General features: G+C 36.5%; 25 protein-coding genes. 16 read left to right on the top strand and 9 right to left on the bottom strand.

Annotation, left to right across the window (positions count from 1 at the left end):
- The first annotated feature begins 6 nt into the window (after window positions 1-6).
- From F3G75_RS04560 to mrdA, 9 genes are read left to right on the top strand one after another with little or no spacing between them, the layout of a single operon-like run.
- Entirely contained in the window at window positions 7-1218 is a 1212-nt protein-coding gene (locus F3G75_RS04560; RefSeq protein ID WP_084040887.1) for a lytic transglycosylase domain-containing protein, read from the top strand.
- Window positions 1205-2062 (top strand): septal ring lytic transglycosylase RlpA family protein, encoded by an 858-nt coding sequence (locus F3G75_RS04565; protein ID WP_149716719.1) that lies wholly within the window; start codon window positions 1205-1207, stop codon window positions 2060-2062. The genes F3G75_RS04560 and F3G75_RS04565 overlap by 14 nt, the downstream gene beginning before the upstream one ends.
- A 15-nt stretch (window positions 2063-2077) precedes the next feature.
- Window positions 2078-2653, top strand: a complete 576-nt coding sequence (hisB, locus tag F3G75_RS04570) for an imidazoleglycerol-phosphate dehydratase HisB (protein ID WP_188115391.1) — start codon at window positions 2078-2080, stop codon at window positions 2651-2653.
- Window positions 2650-3138 (top strand): KdsC family phosphatase, encoded by a 489-nt coding sequence (locus F3G75_RS04575; protein WP_103604770.1) that lies wholly within the window; start codon window positions 2650-2652, stop codon window positions 3136-3138. Before hisB ends, F3G75_RS04575 begins: the two co-directional genes overlap by 4 nt.
- Window positions 3129-3656, top strand: coding sequence for an LPS export ABC transporter periplasmic protein LptC (locus tag F3G75_RS04580; RefSeq protein ID WP_149716721.1), 528 nt, complete (start codon window positions 3129-3131; stop codon window positions 3654-3656). The genes F3G75_RS04575 and F3G75_RS04580 overlap by 10 nt, the downstream gene beginning before the upstream one ends.
- Window positions 3629-4105 carry a lipopolysaccharide transport periplasmic protein LptA gene (gene lptA / locus F3G75_RS04585; protein WP_072594780.1) on the top strand — a complete coding sequence of 159 codons (477 nt, stop codon included), beginning with the start codon at window positions 3629-3631 and terminating at the stop codon, window positions 4103-4105. The genes F3G75_RS04580 and lptA overlap by 28 nt, the downstream gene beginning before the upstream one ends.
- On the top strand, window positions 4102-4716 hold the full coding sequence (gene yihA / locus F3G75_RS04590) for a ribosome biogenesis GTP-binding protein YihA/YsxC (RefSeq protein WP_149716722.1): 615 nt from the start codon (window positions 4102-4104) through the stop codon (window positions 4714-4716). Before lptA ends, yihA begins: the two co-directional genes overlap by 4 nt.
- A 1-nt stretch (window position 4717) precedes the next feature.
- Window positions 4718-5209, top strand: coding sequence for a hypothetical protein (locus F3G75_RS04595; RefSeq protein ID WP_087586004.1), 492 nt, complete (start codon window positions 4718-4720; stop codon window positions 5207-5209).
- The gene (gene mrdA, locus F3G75_RS04600) at window positions 5206-7044 is read left to right on the top strand and encodes a penicillin-binding protein 2 (RefSeq protein WP_149716723.1); all 1839 of its coding nucleotides are present in this window, start codon (window positions 5206-5208) and stop codon (window positions 7042-7044) included. Before F3G75_RS04595 ends, mrdA begins: the two co-directional genes overlap by 4 nt.
- A 270-nt stretch (window positions 7045-7314) precedes the next feature.
- On the opposite strand, the gene queC is transcribed toward mrdA, so the two are convergent.
- The gene (queC, locus tag F3G75_RS04605) at window positions 7315-8028 is read right to left on the bottom strand and encodes a 7-cyano-7-deazaguanine synthase QueC (protein ID WP_262481473.1); all 714 of its coding nucleotides are present in this window, start codon (window positions 8026-8028) and stop codon (window positions 7315-7317) included.
- 25 nt (window positions 8029-8053) lie between these two features.
- Between queC and ybeY the strand changes: the two genes are divergently transcribed.
- Window positions 8054-8500, top strand: coding sequence for an rRNA maturation RNase YbeY (ybeY, locus tag F3G75_RS04610; protein WP_084108568.1), 447 nt, complete (start codon window positions 8054-8056; stop codon window positions 8498-8500).
- Here the strand turns inward: ybeY and F3G75_RS04615 are convergent.
- The 5 genes from F3G75_RS04615 to mobB are packed head-to-tail and all read right to left on the bottom strand — an operon-like array spanning window position 8489 to window position 12972.
- Window positions 8489-9472 carry a ferrochelatase gene (locus F3G75_RS04615; protein ID WP_149716725.1) on the bottom strand — a complete coding sequence of 328 codons (984 nt, stop codon included), beginning with the start codon at window positions 9470-9472 and terminating at the stop codon, window positions 8489-8491. The genes ybeY and F3G75_RS04615 overlap by 12 nt on opposite strands.
- Complete coding sequence (gene metG / locus F3G75_RS04620; protein ID WP_149716726.1) at window positions 9473-11395, bottom strand: methionine--tRNA ligase; 1923 nt, start codon at window positions 11393-11395, stop codon at window positions 9473-9475.
- Between the two features lie 16 nt (window positions 11396-11411).
- On the bottom strand, window positions 11412-11630 hold the full coding sequence (locus tag F3G75_RS04625; protein ID WP_149716727.1) for a hypothetical protein: 219 nt from the start codon (window positions 11628-11630) through the stop codon (window positions 11412-11414).
- The gene (locus F3G75_RS04630; protein ID WP_262481474.1) at window positions 11630-12493 is read right to left on the bottom strand and encodes a class 1 fructose-bisphosphatase; all 864 of its coding nucleotides are present in this window, start codon (window positions 12491-12493) and stop codon (window positions 11630-11632) included. The genes F3G75_RS04625 and F3G75_RS04630 overlap by 1 nt, the downstream gene beginning before the upstream one ends.
- Complete coding sequence (mobB, locus tag F3G75_RS04635) at window positions 12493-12972, bottom strand: molybdopterin-guanine dinucleotide biosynthesis protein B (RefSeq protein WP_149716729.1); 480 nt, start codon at window positions 12970-12972, stop codon at window positions 12493-12495. The genes F3G75_RS04630 and mobB overlap by 1 nt, the downstream gene beginning before the upstream one ends.
- 121 nt (window positions 12973-13093) lie before the next feature.
- Between mobB and F3G75_RS04640 the strand changes: the two genes are divergently transcribed.
- Entirely contained in the window at window positions 13094-13573 is a 480-nt protein-coding gene (locus tag F3G75_RS04640; RefSeq protein WP_149716730.1) for a hypothetical protein, read from the top strand.
- Here F3G75_RS04640 and F3G75_RS04645 read toward each other — a convergent pair.
- Genes F3G75_RS04645 through gltX form a run of 3 tightly spaced genes read right to left on the bottom strand, consistent with a single transcriptional unit; the run spans window position 13494 to window position 16706 of the window.
- Window positions 13494-15131, bottom strand: a complete 1638-nt coding sequence (locus F3G75_RS04645; RefSeq protein ID WP_149716731.1) for a lytic transglycosylase domain-containing protein — start codon at window positions 15129-15131, stop codon at window positions 13494-13496. The genes F3G75_RS04640 and F3G75_RS04645 overlap by 80 nt on opposite strands.
- Entirely contained in the window at window positions 15109-15402 is a 294-nt protein-coding gene (locus F3G75_RS04650; protein WP_103579548.1) for a YggT family protein, read from the bottom strand. Before F3G75_RS04650 ends, F3G75_RS04645 begins: the two co-directional genes overlap by 23 nt.
- An 8-nt stretch (window positions 15403-15410) precedes the next feature.
- Entirely contained in the window at window positions 15411-16706 is a 1296-nt protein-coding gene (gltX, locus tag F3G75_RS04655; protein ID WP_149716732.1) for a glutamate--tRNA ligase, read from the bottom strand.
- A 145-nt stretch (window positions 16707-16851) separates the two neighbouring features.
- Here gltX and mscL point away from each other — a divergent pair, with 145 nt between their 5' ends.
- The 5 genes from mscL (at window position 16852) to F3G75_RS04680 (ending at window position 21372) form a co-directional block, all read left to right on the top strand.
- Window positions 16852-17256: a large-conductance mechanosensitive channel protein MscL gene (gene mscL / locus F3G75_RS04660; RefSeq protein ID WP_103579546.1), complete on the top strand. Its 405-nt coding sequence runs from the start codon at window positions 16852-16854 to the stop codon at window positions 17254-17256.
- A gap of 101 nt (window positions 17257-17357) precedes the next feature.
- Window positions 17358-17996: a Crp/Fnr family transcriptional regulator gene (locus tag F3G75_RS04665; protein ID WP_084108542.1), complete on the top strand. Its 639-nt coding sequence runs from the start codon at window positions 17358-17360 to the stop codon at window positions 17994-17996.
- A 120-nt stretch (window positions 17997-18116) separates the two neighbouring features.
- The gene (locus F3G75_RS04670) at window positions 18117-18689 is read left to right on the top strand and encodes a cytochrome c3 family protein (protein ID WP_149716733.1); all 573 of its coding nucleotides are present in this window, start codon (window positions 18117-18119) and stop codon (window positions 18687-18689) included.
- 9 nt (window positions 18690-18698) lie between these two features.
- Entirely contained in the window at window positions 18699-20066 is a 1368-nt protein-coding gene (locus F3G75_RS04675) for a multiheme c-type cytochrome (RefSeq protein ID WP_149716734.1), read from the top strand.
- A gap of 193 nt (window positions 20067-20259) precedes the next feature.
- Complete coding sequence (locus F3G75_RS04680) at window positions 20260-21372, top strand: metallophosphoesterase (protein ID WP_149716735.1); 1113 nt, start codon at window positions 20260-20262, stop codon at window positions 21370-21372.
- Window position 21373 lies beyond the last annotated feature (1 nt).

The following is a 21373-nucleotide window of genomic DNA, read 5'->3' on the forward strand; positions in this document are numbered from 1 at the left end:
ATAGAAATGAAAGCAATGCTTAAAATATTTTTAATGTTTGCATGTAGTACCTTGCTACTAGCAAATACACCTGAAAAAAGCTCATACGACACTCAGGTAAAAATTTTAAAAGAGCTGGATATTGACGCTAGCTTTATGAAGACTTCTCACTATGCAAAGATGAGGCAAGGTATCAAACAATCACAACTTGAAACATTTACAGAAGCTCTAAAAAATGGTTATATGTATATACCGATGGTAAAAGAGCAGATCAAAAAATCAGGCGTACCCGAGTCATTCTTTTATCTAGCTATGATAGAATCAGGCTTTTCAAATCACACAGTCTCAAACGCAAAAGCTACTGGCATGTGGCAGTTTATGGAGCAAACGGCTAGACTGCATGGTCTAAAGGTAGGACAGTATGTCGATGAGAGAAAAGATCCAGTAGAGTCTACTATTGCAGCAACAAATTATCTAAAGTCGCTTAAAAATCAATTTGGTAAGTGGTATTTAGCAGCTATGGCCTATAACTGTGGTGATGGTGCCTTAAAAAGAGCCATACAAAAAGCTGGCACAGATGATCTTGTAACACTTCTTGATGCAGAGAAAAAATACCTTCCAGCCGAAACTAGAAATTTTGTTATCAAAATTTTAAGAGCAGCATATACCGCAAAAGACGCAGACTTCTTGATGTCTAAAGATTCATCTTTGTTAAACATAAACGGAGGACTAAAGCTTGTAAAAGTAAAAGTACCTGGTGGTACAAATTTAGCTCAAATAGGCGATAGTATCGGTCTTAGTACAAAAAAAATGAAAAACAACAATCCGCACTTAAAATTTGTATTTACTCCACCAACTCTAAAAGATTATTATGTTTATATCCCTGAAAATAAAAAGCAGCTTTTTGCAGAAAATTTCAAGCCATTTAATGGTAAAAATAATTTTTATGCCTACGTTGTAAAAAAAGGCGAAACATTACTTTCTATCTCTAAAAAAACAGGTGTTAGCCATAGAGCAATCAAGGACTACAACGAACTTAGCACAAATGCCGTAAGCTATAATCAAAAACTAATTATTCCATTTTCCGCACAAAATAAATCTCAAAACTATATAGTCCAAACTGGTGATACGATAGCTTCTTTATCTAAAAAATTTAATGTGAGCGAAAAAGATTTAAAAGATGCAAATTCTTTTGCTAGTTCAAATTTAAATGTTGGAGCAAATATTGTCATACCATAAGAGCCTAAAATTTTATATAGGACTAAGTTTTACTCTTCTAGTTACTGGTTGCTCTTGGAGCGGGGCACCATTTACACCAAGTGGCCCAACTAATGTAAAGGGCAACAATTCAGCTTCTATCCAAAAAGCAACAATGAGGCCTTACACGATAAATGGCAAAACATACTACCCAACCGTTGTAAGCGTTGGTGATAAGGCAAGTGGTACGGCAAGCTGGTATGGTCCAAATTTTCATGGCAAAACAACCTCAAACGGCGAAATTTATAATATGTACAACATGACTGTTGCACACAAAACTTTGCCGATGAATACGATCCTTAAAGTAACAAATTTAAGAAATCAAAAAAGCGTCATTGTTCGCGTAAATGATCGTGGACCTTTTGTGGCTGATAGAGTTTTAGACCTTTCAAAGGCGGCTGCAACTAAACTTGATATTATCGGTACAGGCACAGCTCCAGTCAGTATGGAAGTCATAGGCTTTAATGAAGATATTAATGCTGTTGCAAGCATTAACACTCAAACAAAACCGACAAGCACTGGCATAAAAGTGCCAAATCCAGTTTCTCCGACAGCTCCAACTGGAGGCATTATTATTTCGTCAGAGCAACGAGTCATAGGTGGAGATTTTATGGTGCAAATTGGCTCATTTAAAAACCTTGAGGGCGCAAATAGATATCAAAGAGAGCATCAAAGTATAGATGGCTATAAGTCGGTAGTTAAGACATTTACCATAGACGGCTCGACCATTTATAGAGTATTTTTAAATGGCTTTAGAAGTGAGGACGAGGCTAGAGATTACGCAAGAAGCGGTAAATTCCAAGGTGCATTTATAGTAAGAGGTTAGGGCGTGAGAGAAGAAATTTTAGAACTAACTAGAAATACAAAAGAGACACAAATCTCAATGAAGCTTAAAATTTATGGCTCCGGGGTTGCAAAGATAGATACTGGCATTGGCTTTTTTGACCATATGCTTGAAGCTTTTACAAAGCATTCTTTGCTTGATCTTGAAATTTCATGCAAGGGCGACACGCATGTGGATTTTCACCACAGCGTTGAGGATGTAGGCATAGTTTTGGGTCAGCTTTTAAAAGAGGCCTTGTATCCTTTAAGTGGTGTTGAGAGATTTGGCGAGGCAAGCGTTGTTATGGATGAGGCGGCTGTTTTTTGCACACTAGATCTTAGCAACAGAGCTTACCTTGCATATGAAAATTTTAATGAAAATGCCAAGGTTGGCGAGTTTGACACGGAGCTTGTGGAAGAGTTTTTTAGAGCAGTTGCGATAAATTCAGCCATCACTCTTCATCTAAATCAAATTCGTGGCAAAAATACTCATCACATCATCGAAGCAACATTTAAATCATTTGCCGTCGCACTTCGTAGGGCGCTTGCTAAAAACGCAAGGATAGGCACACCAAGTACAAAGGGTGTTTTATGATAGAGATTATTTTTTTAGATATTGATGGGTGCCTGACTGATGGCAAGATCATCTACAATGCAAATGGCGAAGAGCTTAAATTTTTTGATGTAAAAGATGGCTACGCGATAGAAAGCTGGCTAAAGCTTGGTAAAAAAGTAGCTATCATTACAGGCAGAAAGTCAGCCATCGTTGAGCGAAGAGCAGAGGATCTAAAGATAAATCACGTCTATCAAGGTGTTGGTGATAAATTTGAAGTGGCGAGTGAGATATTAAAATTTGAAGGGCTTAGCTTTAAAAATGCAGCAGCTATCGGCGATGATTACAATGACTATAAAATTTTGAATGCAGTTGCTTGGAGCTTTAAGCCAAAAGATGCGATAAAAGAGCTTGACGTAAAGACAAAGCTAAAGCATAAAGGTGGCAATGGCGCGGTTAGAGAGATGATCGAGCTTATTATAAAATCAGAAAATTTATATGACGAGTGGTCTAAGCGTTGGTTGTAAAAATTTTCTACTTCGTCGTGGCAATTTTTAGTGTCGTGATGATATTTTTGGCAGCTCAAGATCCATACCTTACAAATGTTTTAAAGATCGATACAAAGATATCAAATATGCAGATAAATGACGTGATAGATTATGAGATAAATTCCACGAAAATAAGCGGAGTCTACGAGGTTGATGAGCTAAATAGATACAATGATAAAGATGAATTTTTGAGTTTTAAAGCAAAAATTTTAAGAGGAAATTTAAAACATTTTCTAAGCTCAGACAAAGCAATCTCACAAAATGACGAAATCATCTTTCAAAAGAATGCAAACTATGAAAACAACGATAGTTTGAGATTTATAAGTGACGAAGTGATATATGGAACAAAAACAAAAATAGTAAGATCTGAAGCAAATTTCACGCTCATAAGAAATAATGATAAGGCACTGGGCGAGAGTGGAAGCTATGATCTTGGCAAAAAACAAACGCAGGTAAAAGGGTTAAGGGCATGGGTAGAAGAAAATCAGCGATTTTAGCGGTGATATTGGGTTTTACATTTTTAAATGCAGAGCAAGTTGAAATCACATCAAATGATTTTTTTGCAGATGAGAATAAGCAAACTAGTGAATTTATAGGTAATGTAAATATCAAAAAGGGCTCATTTGATGAGCTTAAGGCAGATAAGGTGGTTGTCTATTTTGACAAAAAACGCCAGCCTATAAAATATGTGGCCACTGGCAATGCTAGAGCAAAAATTTTTATAAAAGATAAGCACTATGATGGCAAAGGCAATACTCTTACATACGAGCCAGCAAAACAGATCTATACTGTTAGTGGAAATGGCTATTTGCATGAGGTAGAAACTGATAAGAATGTTTATGGTGAAAAGATCGTTGTCAATCAAAAAGATGGCACATATAGCGTAAACAGTGATGAAAAAAAGCCTGTTAAATTTATCTTTCAGGTAGAGGAAAAAGATAAGTGATAAGGCCACTAAGTGCTAAATTTATCACATCAAGTCCAAGTATAAAAGAGGCTCCAAGCTTCGTAACAAGTGAAGTCGTCTTTTTGGGGAGATCAAATGTTGGTAAAAGTAGCCTCATAAATACACTTGTAAATCAAAAAAATCTAGCCAAAAGCTCATCGATTCCTGGCAAAACTCAGCTTATAAATTTTTTTGAGGCTGAGTTTTGTGAGCAAAAAGATGAGCAGGAAGAAAAAGATAAATTTAAGCTTATTTTGGTTGATTTGCCAGGCTTTGGCTATGCAAAAGTGGCAAAGTCAAAGCATGATGAATGGCGTAAAAATTTAGATGAGTTTTTGAAATTTAGAAGCGACATTAGACTTTTTATACATCTAATTGATGCTAGACATTTTGATTTAGATATAGACGTAAATGTGGATGCTTATCTAAAAAGCTTTTTAAGGGCTGATCAGAAAATTTTAAATTTATATACAAAAAGCGATAAGCTAAATCAAAGCCAAAAGAGTGCGGTAATGAAATTTGATCCAAGTGGCATCTTGGTCTCAACTCTTAATAAAAGCGGTATCGAAAAGGCTAGAGAAGCTATCATAAATAACGCTCTTGGTAGATAAAATGCAAACCATAAGCAGCTTAGATATTAAAATTTTTAAAGAATTTTGGTGGGCTGTTTTTTTATTCTCATATGAGATCGCAACTACGCAATTTGGTTTCTTGCCGCCACTCATTGGTATTTTTTTTACTTATATGATTTTGGAGTATTCAAGAAAACAAAAGCAATACGACGAGTTTAAGCACAATTGGTACTTTGCGATAATTTTTATAATATTTGCTGAGCAAATTCATGGATTTCATCTTTTTTCAACGATTATTGCCTTTTTGCTTTTTTATAATTTTATTTTAGACTGGCTCTATACCACGATGAAGTGGCGAAATTGCCTACTTATCATCTTTGTAGCAGCTGGATATACTTTAACATTTCTTGTAAATAATCTATTTGCTTACGTTTTGAATGAGCAAAATTTAACATTTTCGTCTGAATATCTATTTTTTATAGCATTTGAAAGTATCCTTGCTATCGTTCTTTTTAGGGATAAAGTGCTATGAGGATGCGCATCGTCTTTAGTGTGATCGCTCTTTTTTGGATTATACTTTTGGGACGAATTTATCACCTAAGCATAAACTCAAATACCTACTACAACGAGATCGCAGAACAAAACGCGATAAAGACTATTTATATTCCGCCAGTTAGGGGTATCATCTTTGACGCACATGATAAGCCAATGGCTGTTAATCGTCTTGGTTTTTCGGTATCCATTAGACCTCATTTAAGTGCTAATAAAAAGGTAAAAATTTTAGATGATGAGCTAGCTTACATTGGCTCACTATTTAGCGATCTAAATGTTACAAAGCTTAAAAATGAATACATAAAAAATGACTCAGCTTATAACCAAGATTTTATAAATGTGGTTGAATTTATTGATTATGATAAATTTTTGCCATTTTTTGCATCACTTTCTTTGCGTGAAAATTTAGAGATAAGGCCCGCTTCAAAACGCCACTATCCGTATAACGACCTAGCTTCTCACATCATCGGCTATGTCGGTAGGGCAAATCAAAAAGATATGGAAAATGATCCTTTGACTAAGCTTACAAATTACATTGGAAGAAGTGGTGTGGAGCGGTTTTATAATCCGATCTTACAAGGAATTCAAGGATTTAAAAAGATAAAGGTAAATGCCTTAAATGAAGAGATCGAGCAGATAAACTATCAAGCACCACAAAGTCAAAACATCAAGCTTGCAGTCGATCTTGAGCTTCAGCAGTTTGTGGCCGATGTCTTTGGCAAGGATGCAGGAAGCGTTATCGTTATGAGTCTAAAAGACGGCGCTATCATAGCTGCTGGTAGCTTTCCAGAGTATGATCTAAATCCATTTGTGCTTGGAATTTCTCAACCTGAATGGGAAGAGCTTGTAAAAAACGTCGATCACCCTTTTACAAATAAGCTAATAAACGGCCTTTATCCGCCAGGCTCGGTCGTAAAAATGGGTATGGCGCTTGCATTTTTGGATAATGGCATGAGTAAATACGATAGCTTTTTTTGTAGTGGCTCATATGAGCTTGGAGGACGTAAATTTCGCTGCTGGAACTCTCACGGACATGGAAATGTTAATATGAATACGGCAATTAGGGAGAGTTGTGATGACTATTTTTATAAAGGTAGTCAAAAGATCGGCATAGATGCCATTGTTCCGATACTTGAGCGTATGGGATTTGGTAGAAAAACCGAGGTTGATTTGCCAAATGAGTTTGTGGGGACTTTGCCAAGTAGAGAGTGGAAGATGAGGAAGTATGGCAAAGCGTGGTTTCAAGGCGAGACCCTCATTACTTCTATCGGTCAGGGAAATTTCTTGGTCACGCCTATGCAAGTGGCAAAATATACAGCAGGCCTTGCAACTGGGCTAAATGTGACTCCACATTTTTTAAAGAGCATTGATGGCAAGGATGTTGATTTTACGCCAACAGACGATGCTTTTACACCGTTTGAAAAATCACAGTTACCAGCCATTAGGCATGCAATGTACGAAGTGGCAAACCACCCAAGAGGTACGGCAAATAGGCATTTTATTGGAAGCCTAGTTAAAGTTGCCGCAAAGACAGGTACTGCCCAGGTCGTTGGAATTTCTCAAACTGAAAAGAAACGTATGAAAGAAGAGGATATGGCGTATTTGCAAAGATCTCATGCATGGATGACTACATATGCGCCTTATGAAGATCCGCAATATGTCATCACAATGGTTATTGAGCATGGTGGCCATGGCGGAAGTGCTGCTGGACCAAAAATCGCTCAAATTTATAATAAACTCGTTGAAATGGGATATATAAATTTAGAAAAAATCCAAAGCGATCAAAATAAAAAACAAGACAGTAAGAAAAAATAAAGATCACTAAAAAGCCGTGGTAGTGACCGCTTACTTAGAAATTTTTACTGTACCCTTGGCTAAATTTATTAACTACTTTTTAATCTTCTTTATTAAATTTTGGCAAGCTTGACTAAGAATTTATGTTTTTGATAGGTAGCAAGAGTCTAAACGTTGATATATCTTTAAATCTTAACAAAATGTGGTGATTAGGAAAAATATCAATTTCCAAAATGTTTAAATATAGTAAAACGTAGCAAAGCAAGATATCTCTTTGCCACTTTTAGAGGCTCATAAGGAAAATTTTTGATTTTTATATGCGATTTTATCAGTGGCGTTTGCCTTTTTAAAGCCATTTAGTCTTAGCCTGCAGCTATCGCAAAGTCCGCATGCCTCATCCTCGCTCTCGTAGCAACTCCAAGTGAGCTCTAGCGGCGAGCCAAGCTCAAGAGATTTTGCTACGATGTCAGCCTTACTTAAATTTACAAGTGGAGTAATTATCTCACACGAAAAACTAGGCGATGTACCCAAATTTATAGCCTCGTTTATGCTTTTTATGAAGCTTTCTTTGCAGTCAGGATAGCCTGAACTATCTTCTTCTACGACACCGATATAGATAGCTTGTGCATTTTCTTTTTCAGCAAGTGCGGCAGCGACCGAGATAAAAATACCATTTCGAAAAGGCACATAGGTATTTGGCACATCTTTTTCTACTCCATCTTTTCTTATTTGCAAGCTTTCATCGGTTAAAGAATTTCCGCCTATTTGGGCAATAAAGCTAACATCCAAACTCATCTTTTTTGTAATGCCTAATCTTTCACAAATTTCGTTAAATGCACGTTTTTCACGTTTCATCGTCCTTTGTCCATAGTCAAAATGAAGCGCTACGATATCATATCCAGCCTTTTTTGCCATTACAGCACAAAGCGTACTATCCATGCCGCCACTCATTATACAAACCGCTTTTTTCATATTTTGCCTTTTATTTTTGCTAGAATTATACAAAAAGTTACTAAGGAAAGAGCCTAAAATGATACTTTGCGAAGAGAGCTATCCAAAAATTTTAGATGAAATTTGTGAGTATTTGACACTAGGAGAAATCGAGCTAGTTTTTGTTGATAAAGAAGAGATGAGAGAACTAAATAAAACTGAGCGAGGCATTGATAAAACGACAGATGTTTTAAGCTTTCCGCTTGAGCTTGTCATTCACGCCCCACTTGGCTCAATCGTTATAAACAAAGATATGGTAAAAGAGAAAGCTGCTGAGCTAAATCATAGCGAAGAGGCCGAAACTGCACTACTTTTTACACATGGATTGCTTCATATATTAGGATTTGATCATGAAAAAGATGATGGCGAAATGAGAGAAAAAGAGTGCGAGGTTATCAAGAAATTTGAGCTACCTAAAAGTCTAATCGTAAGAAGCGAGGACGTTAGGCTAATTGATCTTATAAATAATAAAAACTTAAAAGAGTAGATTTTCTTCAGATGTTTTGTGAAGCTCTTCTAAAAGCTCCTCTTTTTGGCATAAAATCAATATATAGATAAAATTTTTAAGCTTTTTTATCTCGCTTAAATTTTGAAAGTAGATTGCATTTTGTACTTTTAATAACGAGCCTTCTGGCAAGCAAATTTTTATCTCATCAGGGCTAAATTTTTTATTTAAAAATATACTTTGGCTTATGAATAAATCTTCATCGCTTTCAGTAATTATGGCTCTAAAGCTATTTCCAAAACTAGTAGGAATAAAATTTTTATCTATAAAAATCGGGTCAAAATGCCCGTGAATCCTACCTTCATAAGGCTTAAATGAAATTTTATTACTATCAAGAAATTTTAAGAGCCCATAAAACATTCCAGCAAAAACTCGTGGTATGTTTAAGTTTTGATAGTATGTTTGCTTAAAGACTGTGTTTGTAAAAAAGATCGAGCTTGGATTTATCTCGTGCATAGTTGTATCTGTGTAAATGGTCTCAAAAAGAGGTGATATTCGCTGAAGTGTTCTTGTATCATCGCCGAAAAAGATATCAAAGACCTTTGCGTGAAAAATTTGATTAAAAAGCTCATCGATATTTTTTGACATGACGTGTGCGTTAGAGCCAAGTTTTGATTTTTCTAAAAAGTCATTTATAAAAGGATTTACGGCGCAAAATTTTAAATCTTTATGAGTAGCCTCAAATCTCATGAGTTTTATCATGGCGGTTTGTAAGCTACTAACTTTTAAAAAAGCGATCTCTTTGTCGATAATTGGCACATTGTCTTCGCTAATTATGGCGTATGCGCCTTGTTTAATCGCTGTTTCTATGTCGCTATCATTTGCGTTTAAGCAAATATATGCAAAGCCACGTCTTACATGCTTTATCTCGAAAACAAATTCACTTACGCTAGTTATCGTCGGTGCATTTAGAGCCTCGGCATTTATTAGACGAGTTAAATTTTCTATTGTCATTTAACCAACGATCGCGCCATTTTTAACTTTACCTTGCGTACCAAGAAGCGTTAGCGAGCCATCAGATGCGCTTAGGATCATGCCTTGAGAGACATATTTTTTCATCATTGTTCGCTCTTTTAAATTTGCTAAAACGCAAACTTGTTTGCCGATAAGCGAGCTAGGCTCGTAGTATTTTGCAATGCCAGATAGAATTTGACGCGGCTGCTCCTCGCCAAGATCTATCTTAAATTTAAGCAGTTTATCGCTGCCCTCGACCCTCTCGCATTCAAGCACTTCGCCAACTTTTATCACAATCTTGGCAAAGTCATCAATGCTAATGATCTCGTCCTCTTTTTTCTCCTCTTTTGGCTCAGCTTTTACCTCTACCTTTGGCTCGCTTGTTTCGCCCATTAGTTCTTTTTCTATTCTTGGGAAAAGCGGCTCGGTAGCTTTTGCTACAAAATTTGAAATTTCATTTTTCAAAACAAAACTTTCATAAGATGTTGTGTCTATGCTAAAGCCAAGCGTGTCAGCTATCTTAGTACAAGTTTTTGGCATAGCTGGACTAAGTAGTATCGCTACTTTTGCAAGTAAATTTGCGCAAAGTGCCACAAGCGCGTTTGCCTCGTCAGTTTTGCCAGCTTTTACAAGTGACCATGGCTCATATTTTGCAACGGCTGCGTTTGCAAGCGTTACGACCTTCCAAAGATCCTCTAAGTAGCGATTTGTAGCTAAATTCTCTAAATTTTTAATAGCCTCATCAAGATAGCCTTTTGCCTCATCAAGCTCGGCTTTGTGAAATTTGAGTACATCTTTTGAGTCAATTTTATAGTCGCTATACTTTGAGCTCATGCCAACAATGCGGCTTAGCAGGTTGCCAAGTCCGTTGCCAAGTTCTGAATTTATACGCTCAATCAAAGCCTTTTGGCTGTAATCGCCATCTTGACCAAATGGCACCTCTCTAAGCAAAAAGTATCTAAAATTTTCAAGTCCGTAAGCATTTGCGACCTCTCTTGGGTTTATGACATTGCCCTTACTTTTGCTCATCTTTTCGCCATTTATGGTCCACCAGCCGTGCGCTGCTATGTGTTTTGGTAGTGGCAAGCCAAGGCTCATCAAAAATGCCGGCCAGTAAACTGCGTGAAAGCGTAAAATATCTTTGCCAACGATGTGAGTAGTGTATGGCCAAAGATCCATTCTAGCGTCATCTCTTGAATATCCTAGTGTTGTTAGGTAGTTTATAAGTGCGTCAAGCCAGACGTACATAACGTGCTTTTCATCGTTTGCGCTCTTTGGTAGCTTTATGCCCCAGTCAAAGCTCGTTCTTGTTACTGAAAGATCTTTTAGTCCACCTTTTACAAAGCTAACGACCTCGTTTTTCTTACCTTTTGGGATGACGCAAAGCTCGTCATTTTCGTACCATTTTAAAAGCGCATCTTCATATTTTGAAAGCTTGAAAAAGTAGCTCTCTTCTTTAACTAAAGATGTCACACGGCCGCAGTCTGGACAGCGGTTGTCTTCTAGTAGATCTCTTTGGTTAAAAAAAGTTTCGCAGCTAACGCAGTAAAATCCCTCATATTCGCCTTTGTAAATGTCGCCATTTGCTTGCATCTTTTCAAAGACATTTTGCACGGTTTGTTTGTGCTCTTCGTCGGTCGTTCTTATAAAATGGTCGTAGCTTATTTCAAACTCATCCCAAAGTGACCTAAATTTAGCGCTGATCTCGTCAGCATACTCTTTTGGTGTCTTGCCTCTAGCGCGAGCTGCTTGCTCGATCTTTTGACCATGCTCGTCTGTGCCTGTCATAAAGTAAGTCTCTTTGCCTTGCAAGCGGTTAAATCTAGCAAGTGTATCAGCGATGATAGTCGTGTAAGCATGGCCAATGTGTGGCACGTCGTTTACATAGTATATTGGGGTCGTTATATAAGCTTTTTCTTTCATATTTTTCCTTTAATTTTTAAAAATCAAATCCACCATCACTGCCAGTATTACCTTTTGACATCGAGTTGTAGCAGCTATTTACATACTCTTTTCTTGTCTCGCAGTCAAAAAATACTTCGCAGTTAAAGCAGCTTTTTTGCCCTTTTTGGCTTTGGCACTCTTGCAAAATTTTTGCCTTTTGCTTTAAGGCTAGCTCAAATGCGTCAAGTGGCTCGTTTGCTTGTGCTTCTTGCATTATTTTTGCTCGTAAAATTTATGCAAAAGAGAAATTTCATCACGTGAGCCAAAGAAGCATGGCGTTGTTTGGTGAATTTTTTCTATTTTTACATCAAAAAGCGTTTGGCTTTTGCCATTTGTCGTTGCGCCCTTTGCGTTTTCATATATGAAGGCAAATGGCAACACTTCAAAGACTACTCTTAGTTTGCCATTTGGATGATCGCTCGTTGCTGGATAGCTAAAAAGACCGCCACCTTTTAGCAAAATTTGATGTAGGTCGCTCACCATAGCACCTGAGTATCTTAGCCTATAGCCTTGGTTAAACAGCTCATTTATAAAATTTCTATGCGTTTGGCTCCAGCCTTTTTGTGTAGCTCCTGTGGCGTTTAGCTTGCCTTTTTCTTTTAGCTCAAGCTCTTTTACAAATTTAAACTCGCCATCTTTGCCAAGTCTATAAAATTTAGGCAAAGTGCCCTTTTTCTCAGCAATTACAAGCTCAAGCCTTGGGCCATATATGCTGTAAGCTGCGGCTATTAATTTTTCTGGTTTTACCTCGTCTTCGTAGATGCCAAAGATCGAGCCAACGGCAAAATTTACATCAACTAAGCTTGAGCCATCAAGTGGATCGTAAGCGATGATAAATTTAGCGTTTTTATTTATCTCAAGAGCGTCTTCTTTCTCTTCGCTAATTAGTGCTTTTACGCAAGCAAGCTCGCTAAATTTAGCCGTGATGATCTCGTCGCTTTTGACATCAAGCTTTAGCTGTGTGTCGCCGGTCGCGTTTTCGTGGGTTGTGTAGCCAAGATCGGCGTATTTTATCACTTCGCTTATCTCTTTTGCGATCTCTTTTATGGTGTTAAAAATTTGATTTAATTCTTGCATTATACAGCCTTTGCATTTTTGATTATCCACGCACAAATGGCGTCTATATCGTCTAAATTTATATTTTTTATCTCGTAAGGAATTTGTTTTTTATATGTTGCGATCGCGTCTGAAAAGCTAAGATATATTTCATCTATTTCATCTTTAAAAATACTTAATCTTGGCAGTGGAAGCGTCTTTAAACCCTCGACTAAGAGCATGTCAAACTCACCTAGCATTTTAATGACGTCGCTAATTTCTTGTGGATTTTGTGAGAAATAAGTTGTTCTAGTCGGACTCATCACCACCACATCTGCTCCAGTTTGAGAAAATTTAAAGCTATCCTTGCCCTCAACGTCAAATTTGGCCTTATCACCAGGGTCGTGTTTTACTATCGCGACTTTCAAACCATCATCTATAAATTTTTTTGCTACCTTTAAAATAAGAGTCGTTTTCCCGCTATTTGAAGGGCCAGAAAAAGCAATAGCAAGTCTTTTCATAAGAACCTTTTTTTGTTAAAATTTCTCGCGATTATAACTTATGTTGGCTTTAAAATTTATGAGTGAAATTTAAAAATTAAAATGCTAAAATGGCAGAAATTTTAGAAATTTAAGAGTTTTTATGAGTAAATTTATATCGTTTTTTGTATTTATTTTGATGATATTTGGCTGTGCCGATCAAAAAGTAATCGTGCATGAGCCGTTAAAAAATGAGCTTTTGGCTTACACAAGCAAGAGCGAGATCATTGACGGCACTGATAGAACGCTAATTGTAGCAACTTATTTAAATCCTATTTATAACTCAGATTTAGATGCAAGCAAAGAGCACTTTTTGGTGGCCATAAATCCAAAAGAACATGCACAAAATTTAAAGAACATAAAAGTAAATGACGACTCAAATGCCACAAATGCAAGGCTGCTTGATGAAAATGATGAGATGTTAAAATTTGCTGGATTTTCTATGCCTTGGTCGGTTTATTATGAAGTGACCGCACCAAGCAAGCAAAGCGATGATCTAGCACTTAGTTTCGAAATTTATCAGTCAAAGCCGGTTTTGTTAAATTTTCGAAAAGTTGCGAAATCTTTATATTGGAACCAGTAAGTGCCATATAGATCACGTAGTTGGCAAGCACTTTTTTGCCGTAGTTTCTAGTCTCAGCCACAGGGACAAGCTCAATTGATAAAAATGGCTCAAATTTCCCCTCTTTAAACATATCATCTCTTGTGATAAGCTTTTTGGTAAAGCCAATACCGCCGTTGTACGCGTATGCGGTAAAGAGAGGATGATAGAGAAATTTATCAAGATAGTTTAGGTGGTGATTTGCAAATTTAAATGCAATATCTATTTTAAAAAGATCGTCTTCATCAAAATTTGGGATTTTTAGCTCTTTTTTGCCGATCGCATTTGCGAGAAAGGGCATAAACTGCATCATGCCAAGGGCGTATGAAGTAGAAACTACGCTTGGGATAAAGAGACTCTCTTGTCTAGCCAGAGCGTAGATCATTGACTTTCTCTCGTTGCTGATGCCCTCAAGCTCAGGAGAGCTTGGCATTAAGAAGTATTGCTTCTCCCAGCCATGCGCCTTTTGCATGAAGTATGCATAGGCGCCGATGCTTTCGTTTGTATAAAATTTCTTTGCAAATTCGCTTGCTTGCGTGGCATTCATATCTTTTGCAAGGGCTGCAGTTTTGTTCCATAAAAACGGATCGCTCACGTCAAAATTTTCGATATTTTGCTTGCTAGGTTTTGGTACGATGACTTCAAGTGGTTCGCCACCAATCAAATCTCTTGCGTAAAGCGAGTATATATTTGCATCCTTGCTGGCACTTAACTCTTTTAAAAAGCTTTCGTTTTTGCTTATCTGATAGAGCCAAAATGTCGCATTGTCTCTTTGCCAAGCCCTTTCAAGGGTATTTTTGGCTCTTGCAAAAAGGCTAAAGGCGATATCGTCTTGTCCTAGTAAAATCGCATTTAATCCAAGTGTAAAAGCATCATTTTTCTCAGTGATGGCTGGATCAATGCTTAGCAAATTTCTTCTAAAACCTTCATATTTTTTGTTAAAAACAAGGTCGTTTAATAAATTTGTAAAGCCCTTTTGTGAGTAGAGCTTGGTCATGAAATTTGCATCAAAGCTTTCAACAAAAAGTGTACTTTTATTTTGCGGGTTAGAGGCATTAAATAGCTCTAAAAAGCTCTTTGTATCGTTTAAATTTGCAAATGCTTTAGCCGGATTTGGCTCATTTAATGTGAGTAAAATTTTTGATTTTTCTGGATTTGTCTTTGCAAGATTGGTTGCTAAAATTTCACGAGTGTGATTATCAAGCTTTAAGCTAAAAGCAATAGATGTTAGCAAATTTTGGCAGGTTAGATTTGCTTGGGTAATATTTTTTGCATTTACGCCAGGACATTTGCTAGGAGCTGCTTTTGGAGGTAAAATTTTATCGATTGATTTTTGAACAAGGCCTGCTTTTCTAAACACATCACGCGAAAGCTCTGCTATTTGCTCTTTTGTATAACTGCCCTCGTTGATAAGGCGGTTGATGTAGTAGTCTTTTGCTAGACTTTTTGGCTCGTTTTTTAGCTCTTCGTAGGTATAAATTTTAGCCAAAAGAGCAACACAGACAAGAGAGAGAATACTAAAGTGACGCAGCAAAACCAAACAAAAGCCTTATTAAAAATTGATCTAAAAATTGAAGTGCTAAAAGCACAATAAGCGGAGTAAAGTCAATACCACTAAAATTTGTTTTTATATAGCGTCTAATAAAGCTATAAACCGGCTCAGTTAGCCTATAAAGTAGCTGCACGACCGGCGAGCTAGGATCAGGTCTGACCCAGCTAATTAGCGCCGCTGCGATGACGATCCATGTATAGACCGTGATAATAAGGTGCAAAATGTTTGCGATCGCTGAAAATAGGGTGGAAAGTATCATTTTTGCTCCTAGATTAAAATTTTGGCCAGATCGTCTTTTATAAGAGGATAGAGTTCGCTTAACTCAGGACCATGAAGATCGTTTGTAAGCAGCGCACGTAGTGGCATGAAAAAGTTTTTACCTTTTAAATTTGTAGCATTCATAAGCTCTTTTTTAAACTCATCAAAACTCTCGCATACTTTTAAATTTTGAGCTGCTTTTTTAATAATATCAAATTCATTTTTGTACTCATCTGGAGCTATTTTTGGTGAGTATATAGCTTCTACTTTTGCTTTTATCTCAGGCACTAATGAGCTTTCTTGAGTGTAAAATTTAACTAGCTCAACCTTGCTATCATCCACGCCAAAGATCTCTTTTATGCGCTCTTTTGAAGCAAGCTTGATGTGTTCTCTATTTATCTGCTCAAGTTTTTTCACGTCAAATCTAGCCGGTGAGTGTGAAATTTTGGTTATATCAAACCACTTCACCGCCTCTTCGATGGTAAAAATTTCAGTCGGAGTTTTGTTACCAAGAAGTATCAAATAGTTTGCGATCGCCTCAGGCAAAAATCCCTGCTCAAAGAGCCATTTTACGCTTGATTCGTTCTCGCGCTTGCTCATTTTTTTACCTTCAATATTTAAAAGTATAGGCAAATGCGCGTAGTTCATCTTGCCAGTGTAGCCAAGCCCCTCGCGTATGAGGTCTTGCTTTGGTGTGTTGCTCACGTGATCCTCGCCGCGTATGACAAAGGTTACGCCCTCAAGCATATCATCAACCGCGCAGGCGAAGTTATAAGTTGGAGTCTTGTCTGCTCTCATGATGACAAAGCTATCAACAGCGTCTGGCTCGAAGCTTAGTTCGCCCTTGATCGCATCTGTAAAGCTCATCGTGCGTGTTGGCTTTTTCATGCGGATGACAAATGGCTTCTCGCAGTTTAAAACTTCAGCATCGCTTAGTCTCTCGCAGGTACCGTCATATCTATACGCCACGCCTTGTTCTTTTGCTTTTTGTTTTTTTGCCTCGAGCTCTTCTTCGGTGCAAAAGCAAGCAAAAGCTTTTTTGTCGATGAGAAGCTTTGATGCAAGCTGTCTGTGGAATTTTAAATTTTCACTTTGGATGTAAATTTGCTCTGGTTTTATGCCAAATTTGCTTAAAATTTCTAAGATATCTTTCTCTTTTCCCTCGATATTTCGCTCTTTGTCAGTATCTTCTATGCGTAAAATAAAGCCACTTTTATCTTGCAAAGAACAAATATAATTAAAAATAGCGGCACGTAAATTTCCTATGTGCATATCTCCTGTTGGAGAGGGTGCAAAACGATACATAAGCTCATTCCTTACGTTAAATTTTGAGTTTGGATTATAACACCAGCTTGATAAATTTAAAGTTATGTAATTTGATTTTTTTAGCCGAAGCAAAGCATTTCTTGAATAAAATCCGAACAAAAATTTAACATTTTTAGGAGAAACAATGAGTTTTATAAGCGAATTTAAAGAATTTGCGATGCGTGGAAATGTCATAGATATGGCTGTTGGCGTTGTTATAGGCGGCGCGTTTGGAAAGATCGTTTCATCACTAGTTGGTGATGTTATCATGCCTGTTGTTGGCGTTTTAACTGGTGGTGTAAATTTTACTGATCTTAAGCTAACGCTAAAAGAAGCAGTAGATGGCGTACCTGCTGTTACGATAAACTATGGCTCATTTATACAAACAATGGTTGATTTTTTAATAATTGCATTTTGTATTTTCTGCGTTATCAAAGCTTTAAATACACTTAAAAATAAACTACCAAAAGAGGAGCCAGCTCCAGCAGAGCCTGAAACTCCAGCTGACATTACACTTTTAACTGAGATTAGAGATCTACTTAAAAAATAATTTCATAAATTCAAAGGGAAAATTCCCTTTGAAAATCTATTAAAATTTATCTTATTTTTATATGCTAAAATGTTTTTTATTTTAAAAAGGCGATTAAAAATATGATAGAAAAAATCCCATTTTTTCAAGGCTTAAACGAAGAAGATTTAGCCAAACTTGAAGCTATAAGTGTCGTAAAAAAGTATAAAAAGGGTGAATTCTTATTTATAGAAGGCGAGGAGCCAAAATGGTTAATATTTTTAATAAGCGGCTCTGTTAAGCTTTATAAAACCACAGCAAACGGAAAAGAAATTTTTATTCATCAGTTAGCACCTATGAATTTTGTAGCTGAAGTCGTAAATTTTGAAAATATTGTCTACCCAGCTAGTGCCATTTTTACCATATCTGGTGAGGTGTTAAAGATAAATTATGAAAAATTCGCGGCAGAATTTTTAATAAAACCAGAAATTTGTATGAAATTTTTAAAGTCAATGTCTGAAAAGATAAGAATCACGACAAATCTACTTCATCAAGAGTTAATTTTAAGCTCAGAAGAAAAAGTGGCTAGGTTTATTTTAGATCATGAAGATTTATTTAACGAGCTAAAACATACGAAAATTTCATCAATACTTAATATGACGCCGGAAACTTTTTCAAGAATTTTAAATAAATTTAAAACAAATGGTTTGGTTAAACTTGACGAGAAGAACCAAATTTTGGAAAAAGATGTGGGTGGACTGCAAGAAATTTATTCTTATTGAAAGTTAATATCAAATAAATATTTTTATTTACTTAAAGAAAAAATTTATATATCTTTTGATAGTATTCACTTAAAATTTTCGTAAAAATTTACGATATATTGATAAATTCAGGAGGAAATTTTGGCTGAAGTTAAGAAGAAATTTTTTGTTTGGTCATCTGTGATAATAGGCATCGTAATCGGCCTTATCGCTTCTATGGGCATAGCTGATGCACTTCATGCAACTGGTAGCGGCTACATCTGTACTATTTGCCACACGATGGATCCTATGAATGCTGCATATCATGAAGATGTACACGGTGGCAATAACAAGCTTGGCATAAAAGCTGAATGTTCAGCCTGTCACCTAAATCATACAAGTGCCTATACCTATGTACTTACAAAACTTAAAGTATCGATAAATGATGGCTATAAGACATTTTTTACAGATACGGACAAGATCGACTGGCGTAAAAAGCGCGAGCACGCATCTCACTTTGTCTATGATAGTGGATGTTTGACTTGCCACTCAAATTTAAAAAATGTTATTCAAGCTGGTAAATCATTCTTGCCACATAGAGATTATTTCGTTCTTGGAAATCCTAATAAAAAATCATGTGTTGACTGCCACGAGCACGTTGGTCACAAGGATTTAGGACTACAAATCGATAAATTTGAAGCAATTAAAAAACAAGAAAACAATAAAACCAAGTAAGGAGGAGAGATGTTTAAAAAGTCGCTAATGTTATTAGCCTGTCTAATGTCTTTTGGCTTTGCCGCAAACATGGATGCAAATAAATCTGACGCTTTAAACCTTAATGTTGTAAAAAACATTAAAGTTGCTCACAAAATGTCAGACTTATCAAAAAGCTGTGTTGAGTGCCACGCTAAAGAGACACCCGGCATAGTTGCCGATTGGAAAAATAGTCGCCACGCTCACGTTGGCGTAAGTTGTATGGATTGCCACTCTGTAAATGCAGATAATCCTATGGCTTCAGTTAAGGTGCATCCAAAAGATTCTAACAACCATGTTTCAATGCTAGTTAGCCCAAAAACTTGTGCTAAGTGTCACGAAAATGAGGTTGAAGAATTTGTTAAGAGTGGTCACGCAAGAGGTGCTATGCAAATGTATGCTAACCCTGCGATGGTAAAACTAATGTATCACTATGAAGGTATGGATCATCCAGAATACAAAATGGCTCCAGACGCTACTGGTTGTACACAGTGCCACGGAACCGTCATCAAACTAGACGCTGATCACAAACCTACAAAAGAGACTTGGCCAAACTACGGTATAGGTAATGTTTATCCTGATGGTGGCGTAGGCGGATGTAAATCATGCCACAGCGCACACACATTTAGCATAGCTGAAGCTAGAAAACCAGCTGCTTGTGCATCTTGCCACCTTGGACCTGATCACCCAGATATTGAGATCTTTAACAACTCAATGCACGGACATATCTATAATAGCGAAGCTCACAAATGGAATTTTGATGCTGCTCCTGATACATGGGATGTACCAGACTTTAGAGCTCCAACTTGTGCAGCTTGCCACATGAGTGGTGTTGGTGAAACAACAACAACTCACAATGTTTCAAGAAGACTAAAATGGAACCTATGGGGCGTCAGCAGTAAGCTAAGAACAGCTGGTGATGAACAAGCTGCTGTTGTTTACGAAAAAACTGGCAAACTAACCATAGGAACGCCACTTGCAGGTCATCCAAATGGACCAGAAGCAGCAAGAGCTGAGATGAAGCTAGTTTGTAAAGCTTGCCATACACCAACTCACACAGATAACTTCTTTGCTATCGGTGACAAGCAAGTTGCGCTTTATAACGTTTATAATGCTGAAGCAACTAAATTGCTTGAAGAGTTAAAAGCTAAAAACTTGCTACTTGAAGATGCTTGGGAAGATGAATTTCAAGATGTTTACTATCATATGTGGCACCATGAAGGTCGTCGTATGAGACAAGGTGCTTTAATGGGTGGTCCTGACTACTCACACTGGCATGGTGTATTCGAAGTTAAAAATGATATAAGAAAACTTCGTGAGATACACAAACAAAGAATGGAAACTGGTAAAGTTAAATAATTCTTTATAAGGTGGGTTTTCTCCCACCTTACTTTCTTAAATAACTATTAGATTTACTCAACTTTAAATCATTTTTTATACATTCAAAACTATACAATTTTTAAGGCTAATAACATTAAAAATAAGATATTAATTTTATAGTACAAATTTAAAAATATAAAATATAATTTTTATTTTTTACAAGGAGAGTTTTTTGGGGCTTTTGAGAATTATTATTGGAGCATTTATATTTAGTTTTCTTATAAATTTTTATTCGTATAATCGTTTCATAAAAAAGGTCTCGTTTTTTATACCATATCTTGCAAAAATTAGAATACTTCTATACGTTATTTGTATTCTTGAGTTTATATTTGTTCTTCAGATCAGGTTTTCATTTTTAAGTATTGAGCTTTATTTGATCGCTGGTACGCTCATAGGCTTTTCGCTATTTTTGTTTGCTGTTAGTCTATTTTATGATATTTTGCGTAGCTTTTTTTCTAAAAGTAGTTTTAGTCCAACAAGACGAAAATTTATAAAATTTTGCTTTGATATTACATTTGTCATTTTTGTAATTGCTTGTTTTTTAAAAGGTATTTTCAATGCTTTAACGCCACCAAAGATCAGACAAGTAGATATAAAAATAAAAAATTTACAAAGCAGCTTAAAAATAGCCATGATAACGGACGTGCATATAGGAGAATTTCTGCAGAAAGATTTTATGGAAAAACTCGTCAATGACATAAATTTGGCGAATCCTGACATCGTAGTGATAGTGGGCGACTTAGTTGATGTAAATGCTGCTTTTATAGGAGATTTTATAGAGCCATTAAAAGGCCTTAAAAGTACTTATGGGACTTTCTATGTCCCTGGCAATCATGAGTATTATCACGGGATAGATGGTATTTTAGAAAAGATCAGTTCTCTTGGCATAGAAATTTTAGGTAATAAAAACAAAAAAATTGCGAGTATAAATCTAGCTGGCGTTTACGATTTGGCTGGCATTAGGTTTAAACATTTAGAGCCAAATTTGGATGAAGCATTGATAGGACGTGACCCATCGCTACCCACTATCTTGCTCTCTCATCAGCCAAAATTTATAAAAACAATGCAGCAAGATGTTGATCTAGTACTTTGCGGTCATACACACGCTGGTCAAATTTTTCCTTTTGGCCTTTTGGTTTTACTTGATCAGGGATTTTTACATGGGCTTTATAAGATTAATGATAAAATGCAAGCTTATGTTAGCAGTGGTGCTGGGTTTTGGGGGCCTCCTGTTAGAATTTTTGCTCCAAGTGAGATTGCAATATTAAACTTAAGTAAGGAATAAA

The organism is Campylobacter concisus, from assembly GCF_902460705.1.
Taxonomy (GTDB): domain Bacteria; phylum Campylobacterota; class Campylobacteria; order Campylobacterales; family Campylobacteraceae; genus Campylobacter_A; species Campylobacter_A concisus_Z.

Excerpts from the sequence above, each read along its gene's own strand:
- F3G75_RS04615 (WP_149716725.1), bottom strand. The coding sequence starts at position 9,472 with ATGACAATAGAAAATTTAACTCGTCTAATAAATGCCGAGGCTCTAAAT.
- ybeY (WP_084108568.1), top strand. The coding sequence starts at position 8,054 with ATGATACTTTGCGAAGAGAGCTATCCAAAAATTTTAGATGAAATTTGT.
- F3G75_RS04625 (WP_149716727.1), bottom strand. The coding sequence starts at position 11,630 with ATGCAAGAAGCACAAGCAAACGAGCCACTTGACGCATTTGAGCTAGCC.
- F3G75_RS04595 (WP_087586004.1), top strand. The coding sequence starts at position 4,718 with ATGCAAACCATAAGCAGCTTAGATATTAAAATTTTTAAAGAATTTTGG.
- lptA (WP_072594780.1), top strand. The coding sequence starts at position 3,629 with ATGGGTAGAAGAAAATCAGCGATTTTAGCGGTGATATTGGGTTTTACA.
- F3G75_RS04575 (WP_103604770.1), top strand. The coding sequence starts at position 2,650 with ATGATAGAGATTATTTTTTTAGATATTGATGGGTGCCTGACTGATGGC.
- F3G75_RS04650 (WP_103579548.1), bottom strand. The coding sequence starts at position 15,402 with ATGATACTTTCCACCCTATTTTCAGCGATCGCAAACATTTTGCACCTT.
- F3G75_RS04630 (WP_262481474.1), bottom strand. The coding sequence starts at position 12,493 with ATGCAAGAATTAAATCAAATTTTTAACACCATAAAAGAGATCGCAAAA.
- mobB (WP_149716729.1), bottom strand. The coding sequence starts at position 12,972 with ATGAAAAGACTTGCTATTGCTTTTTCTGGCCCTTCAAATAGCGGGAAA.
- F3G75_RS04665 (WP_084108542.1), top strand. The coding sequence starts at position 17,358 with ATGATAGAAAAAATCCCATTTTTTCAAGGCTTAAACGAAGAAGATTTA.
- mscL (WP_103579546.1), top strand. The coding sequence starts at position 16,852 with ATGAGTTTTATAAGCGAATTTAAAGAATTTGCGATGCGTGGAAATGTC.
- F3G75_RS04560 (WP_084040887.1), top strand. The coding sequence starts at position 7 with ATGAAAGCAATGCTTAAAATATTTTTAATGTTTGCATGTAGTACCTTG.
- F3G75_RS04675 (WP_149716734.1), top strand. The coding sequence starts at position 18,699 with ATGTTTAAAAAGTCGCTAATGTTATTAGCCTGTCTAATGTCTTTTGGC.
- gltX (WP_149716732.1), bottom strand. The coding sequence starts at position 16,706 with ATGTATCGTTTTGCACCCTCTCCAACAGGAGATATGCACATAGGAAAT.
- metG (WP_149716726.1), bottom strand. The coding sequence starts at position 11,395 with ATGAAAGAAAAAGCTTATATAACGACCCCAATATACTATGTAAACGAC.
- mrdA (WP_149716723.1), top strand. The coding sequence starts at position 5,206 with ATGAGGATGCGCATCGTCTTTAGTGTGATCGCTCTTTTTTGGATTATA.
- F3G75_RS04640 (WP_149716730.1), top strand. The coding sequence starts at position 13,094 with ATGAGTAAATTTATATCGTTTTTTGTATTTATTTTGATGATATTTGGC.